This window comes from uncultured Fibrobacter sp. (assembly GCF_947166265.1).
GTDB lineage: Bacteria > Fibrobacterota > Fibrobacteria > Fibrobacterales > Fibrobacteraceae > Fibrobacter.
On record NZ_CAMVDO010000070.1, the window covers coordinates 1 to 6194 of the forward strand.

Annotated in this window: 3 protein-coding genes and 1 pseudogene; all 4 read left to right on the forward strand. The window is 55.7% G+C overall.

Annotated elements, in window-relative coordinates; all coding sequences use genetic code 11:
• A pseudogene (locus Q0W37_RS14950) lies at positions 1-357 on the forward strand (glycoside hydrolase); the annotation flags it as partial.
• A 260-nt stretch (positions 358-617) separates the two neighbouring features.
• Positions 618-2447, forward strand: coding sequence for a glycosyl hydrolase 53 family protein (locus Q0W37_RS14955; protein WP_297702346.1), 1830 nt, complete (start codon positions 618-620; stop codon positions 2445-2447).
• Positions 2448-2462: 15 nt separating this feature from the next.
• Entirely contained in the window at positions 2463-4121 is a 1659-nt protein-coding gene (locus Q0W37_RS14960; protein WP_297702347.1) for a right-handed parallel beta-helix repeat-containing protein, read from the forward strand.
• A 12-nt stretch (positions 4122-4133) separates the two neighbouring features.
• Positions 4134-6194: family 43 glycosylhydrolase (locus Q0W37_RS14965; RefSeq protein ID WP_297702348.1), on the forward strand; the 2061-nt coding region annotated here is incomplete at its 3' end.

The following is a 6194-nucleotide window of genomic DNA, read 5'->3' on the forward strand; positions in this document are numbered from 1 at the left end:
CAGTCGTTCAAGTTTGAATATATGGGCGACGAATCTGCATATAGTTCTTCCAGCGAGGATGCGTCGAGCTCAGGGACCGCTGAACTGATGTCAAGTTCTTCTAGCGAGGACGCGTTGAGCAGCTCCGCGGAAACTGCGTCGCTAGTCGTAGCGCCCGTGAATCTTGGAGCGCGGATTGTCGGGGTTTCTCGCGCGGATGGGTTGCGATTCTCGCAGGCTGCGGATTACGCCCTGATGAACCTGCACGGCATGGTCGTTGCCCGCGGGCACGCTGCGCAAGTTGCCGTGAAGAATCTTGCCCCTGGCGCATACGTGGTAAGGCTCGGCGGCCGCATCCAGAAAATCGAGCTGAGGTAAAGCATGTTCGACCATGAAAATTTCGCCATCGTCAAGCAGATTGCGGTACTCAGCCTGCTCGCCATCGCGCTCGGACTTGTTTACGGGTAAGCCTATTCGCATTGGGAATTGAAAAATCCCCATTTTTCGTCCAAAATCGCCAATTTTAAAATTTTTCAAAAAATATAGTACGCTTTGTAGTAAAAAGAGTTATATTTATAGAAAATTGTAGTACAATTTATAGTACAACAAAATATTAACTAAAAACAAAGGAGTGACGGATGTTTGGATTGGGAAAAATCATCAGGAAAACGGCGCTGGTTCTGGGTGCCGTGGCGGTTGCGGCGCTTGCGCGCCCGTATATCGTGGGTGTCGATGTCTCGTGGGTGCTCGAAGACGAGTCGTTGGGGGCGAAATACTACGATAACGGCAAGCAGCAGGATCTCTTTGATATCCTGCAGAATCACGGAATCAACTTTATCCGCGTGCGCACCTTCGTGAATTCGTGCATCGGCTACGCGAAGAACAGCTACTCCGGCGCGAATTCCAACGTGTGCTGGTGCGACCTGGAGCATACCATCGCGCTCGCCAAGCGCATCAAGGCGCACAACATGGGATTCTTCCTGGATTTCCACATGAGCGACACGTGGGCATCCATCGGCCACCAGAATGTTCCGGCCTCGTGGGCGGGCAAGAGCAATGCCGAGATGGGCAAGCTCGCCTATAACCACGTGAAGACGACCATGGATGCGCTCATGAAGGCGGGACTGCGCCCCGACATGGTGCAGGTGGGTAACGAAATCAACTCGAAGGTGGCGGGCGTTTCGCTGAGCAAGACGGCGGACTTCGCGAATATCATCAATTCGGGTGTGCGTGCGGTGCGCGAGACGGATCCTTCCATCAAGATTGTGATGCAGCATGGTCAGCCGCGCCCCGAGAAGGGCTTCGCGGATTGGTACAACAAGATTCACGCGAACATCGACTACGATGCCATTTGCGGTTCCACCTATGGTACCACGAACAACGGGCAGGATTGGCGCGACATGTTCGGCCTGGTGATCAAGAACAAGAAGCCCGTGTTGAGCTGCGAATATACGGGCGAACGCACGGCCCTTGTGAACTCGGTGTTCTATGAATTTGGCGACCTGGGCTGGGGAACCTTCGTGTGGGAACCGACCCGCTACAGCAAAAAGCCCATGTTCGACCGCGACGGCCAGAAATATACGGCGAACGCACGACTCAAGGAACTGCGCGATATCGCGAAAAAATACAACGCGACGCTCCCAAGCTGGGTGCAGAACGGCAAGACCGTTAAGAAGTACAACGTGAAGACGACGGTTGCTTACGGCGGCTCGATTGCGCAGAGCATCGAGGGCAGTGAAATTGCCGAAGGGAGCAAGGTGACCTTTACCGCCGTTCCGCAGGAGGGCTGGGAATTCGTGGCGTGGACTGGCGACAACACGGGTAACGGCAAGGAATACACGGTGGCAAGTCTCGGCAAGGATGTGAACTTGGGCGCGACCTTCAAGTTCGTGGGCAAGGATTCGCTCAAGTACGAAGCGGAAAACGGCGTGTTCAACAAGACGGTTCTCGAGTCGACGCACGAGGGCTTTTCGGGCAAGGGCTACGCGAATCTCGATAACGAGGTGGGTTCTTCGCTGACGCTTTCCGTAGTTGCTGCCGGCGAGGGCGATAAGGACGTGAAGATTGTCTTTGCGAACGGCTCTACGGCAAATCGCCCGGTAAGTGTTGCGGTGAATGGCAAGGTGCAGGTGGAATCGGTGGACTTTGAATCGACGGGTGCCTGGGAATCGTGGGATTCGAGTACGGTGACGCTCAGGTTGCCTGCGGGTGCAAGCGCCATCACCATCGCCTCGCTCACGAAGGATGGCGGCCCGAATATCGACCGTATCGAGTTCGTGAATAAGAATGCGGTGGTCCCCGTCAATCCCGGCGACTCGGTGGTGGGCGACAGCGGCACGACGGTACTCCAGAGGATCCCCGTGCGTAGCAATACGCTCCGTAACGGTGGCCGGAACTTCCTGGTGAACGGGCGTTCTGCGGGTGCATTGAAGAACCGTGCATCGAAAATCAAGATATATTCAAAGTAACGGGATGAGGTGTTTATGAAAATGAAGCGCGTGTTGTGTGCGGCCGTGATTGCCTTGGCTGCTGCGGAAACTTTCGGGGCGACCTACTACGTGGCCCCCGATGGCAAGAATACGAACAAGGGAACGAAAGATAGCCCCTTTGCGACCCTCAACAAGGCGAATTCCGTGGTGAACGCGGGCGATACCGTGTGGATTCGCGGCGGAACCTACCTGCATACGGACACGAACTATGTGAAAAACGACAACATGTTCGCGGGCATTCACCTGACCAAGAGCGGTTCAAGCGACAACAAGCGCATTCATTACCTCGCGTACCCGGGCGAAAAGCCGGTCATTGACTTCAGCAAGATGCCGATTGCCAACGGTTCGAACAACGTAAGGTACACTTCGGGTATCCTCATTCAGGCGCAGTACTTGCACTTGAAGGGGCTCGAAGTCAAGAACGTGCCCATGAAGGGCGAATCGAATGTGGGCGTGTACGTGTCCCGCAGTAAGCATATCTTCTTGGAACTGATCGATAGCCACCACAACGGCGGCTCGGGATTCTTTGTGAACGAGAAGGGCTCGGGAAGCGGCGGCGGACATTTGTTCTTGAACTGCGACAGTCACGACAACTACGACCCCAACGGACGCCAGGGAGACGGCCAGAATGCCGACGGCTTTGGCGTGCACTACCAGCAGGGTGGCGATACGACGAAGTTCATCGGTTGTCGTGCCTGGTGGAACAGCGACGACGGCTGGGATTTTATTAGCCAGGAGTTCCCGGTAATCATTGAGAACAGTTGGGCGATGGGCCACGGTTACAGCAACTACGGGACCGGCAAGCCGAAGGACGGCAACGGCAACGGTTTCAAGGCGGGGAGCAGTAAGACAGGGGTGCGCCACACCATCCGCAACTGCGTCGCATGGAAAAACAAGGCGTCTGGTTTCTATGCAAATCACAGCAGCGGTGGTAACGACTGGTTCAACAATACGGCCTATATGAACGGCACCGCGTTCAACATGTGGGCGAGTACCTGGGATGCAAATGATAACCGCACTGACGGCGTCGTACTCAAGGGGAGCAAGGCTCACGTGATGAAGAATAACATTGCCTTCCCGAACAAGACGGCCTATATCGGCGGTGAATATGCGGCGGGCGAATACAATACTTGGAACCTGAACATCACCCCGAAGGAATCGGATTTCGTGAGTGTGTCGGACCCGAGCATGACCGTGACGGGCAAGGAACTCGGACCTCTCGGTGGTGCGTTCGGCCCGCGCCAGGCCGACGGTAGCCTTCCGGATATTGACTTCCTGAAGCTCGCGAAGAACAGCCAGATGATTGACAAGGGCGTGAATGTGGGGCTCAAGTACGAGGGCAAGGCTCCGGATTTGGGTGCGTACGAATACGGCTATGTGTCGCCTGTTATAGTGCCGGTTGATACCACGCCGAAGGATACCGCTGTAACGCCGATTGTCGTTCCGGTCGATACGTCGGTTGCGCCGGTCGATTCGACTGCGGATTCTACGGAAGTTTCTGTGGGTGATTCGACGACGTTTGTGCGCACGCTTCCGCAACGCAGGCAGAATATGCAGCAGCCGGGACGCCTGTTCTACGTGAACGGTCGCTCGGTGAATGCGCTGCGTGCAGGTGACCGCAAGGCATCGAGAATCAGGACTTATTCAAAATAACGGGGGTGGTTTATGAAAAAGATGAGTTTATTCAAGATGGTGCTTGCCGGGGGATTGCTTGTCGCATCCCTTGCCGGTACGGCTACGGCGCAGACTATCGTAAATGACCGTTTCTGGAAAGATACGGACGGTAACTTTATCTATTCGCAGGGCGGTGGCGTGCTCCAGGTGGGCGATACGTTCTACTGGTACGGAGTCAAGTACAACGGCGCCGTTACATACGCGGCGAACCCCACCAAGAAAAACGACGATACCGGATTTGCGGGCGTCACCTGCTATTCCTCGAAGGATCTGGTCAACTGGAAATTCGAGGGAATCGTGCTGAAACCGAGCGAAGCGGGCGGTGGATGGTTCGGGCGCATTGGCGTCGTGTACAACGCGAAGAGCAAGAAGTATGTGCTCGCGGGCCAGGGCGCAAGCCCGAGCTGGGAATTCGGCGAGTATTTTGCTACCAGCGATTCCCCTACGGGGCCGTTCAAGTTCGCGCGCGTGCAGCCCGAAAGCGAGATGACGTTCTTCGTGAACAACAATACCGGCGACCAGACGCTTTTCCAGGATGATGACGGCAAGGCGTACGTGATTGCGTCTAACGTGAAGGGCCGTACTAACTTGTACGTAGCACCGCTCCGGGAATCGGATTTTTTGGCGATTGACGGTTCCAGGACGGTGAATATCCACAAGAGTCGCGTGGGTGGCCGCGAAGGGAACGCCATGTTCAAGCAGAACGGCGTTTACTACTTCTGCTCTTCTGATTTGCACGGCTGGAACACTTCGCAGACATATTGCATGTCGGCGACAAACATCCTGGGCCCCTACAGCGAAGAGTTCGTACTTGAAGGAACGCAGCACGACTTTAGTCACGTGACGCAGACCGGGTTCTTTGTCATGGTGAAGGGCACGAAGGGTTCGTTCGTGGTGAATGCGGGTGACCGCTGGAGCGATTTCGCGGGGAATGGCCTCGGTTACAACCAGTGGCTGCCTATTTCTTTCGAGACGGGCAAACCCGTGTTCCATTCCCTGAGCGAGTGGAACATCAACGTGAAGGAAGGCACGTGGAGCGTGGGCGCGGGCAACAACTATTGCCTGAATCCGACATTCGAGGCGGATCGCGTGGGCCAGACGACCTTGACGGGCTGGCAACTGGATAAGGCCGATGCCAACAACATCAATTCCACATCCAAGAAACGCACGGGCCGCTGGGGGCTCTACCTGACGGACAGCAAGACGCTCACGCAGACATTGACGGTGCCGAACGGGAAGTACACCCTGAGCGCCTATGTGCAGAGCAGCGGTGGGCAGAGTTCCGCGAAGATGTTCGCGAAGGATTTCGGCAGCAGCGAGCAGAACGTGTCTATTGCCGCGGCTGCAGGCAACTGGACGAAGAAGGCGGTGGAAAACATCACCGTGACGAACGGGAAGATAACCATCGGGTTTAGCACGGCGGGCTCTTCTAGCCAGTGGATTGCCGTCGACGATATCGAACTCATCAAGTCGGGCAAGAGCTACAAGGTGGCGCTCGATGCCGGAATTGGCGGGACGATAGCCCAGAATATCGCCGGTACGGAAATTCCCGAGGGCTCGAACGTCACGTTTACTGCGACACCTCTGGAAGGCTGGGAATTTGTGGGCTGGAGCGGAGATGCAAGCGGGCTCGACAAGGAATACGTTGTGGCAAGTCTCGCGAAGGACGTGAATCTTGGTGCCGCGTTCAAGTTCGTGGGCAAGGATTCGCTTAGGTACGAGGCGGAAAATACCGTATTCAATCAGACGCTTTTCGAGGATAAGCACGAAGGCTTTTCGGGCAAGGGCTATGCGAACCTGGACAATGCGGTGGGTTCCTCGATTACGTTTGCGCTTTGCCTGCCCGAGGGCGATGAACGCAAGGTTAAGCTGACTTATGCAAATGGCGGGAGTGCCAACCGCCCCGTAAGCATTTCGGTAAACGGCAAGGTCCTGGTAGAAAAGCTGGACCTGGAGCCGACTGGCGAGTGGACCGCATGGAAAGATGCGGAATTGACGCTCAAGATTCCTGCCGGCGTAAACACCCTGGAAATTGCGTCGCTCACGGAAGAC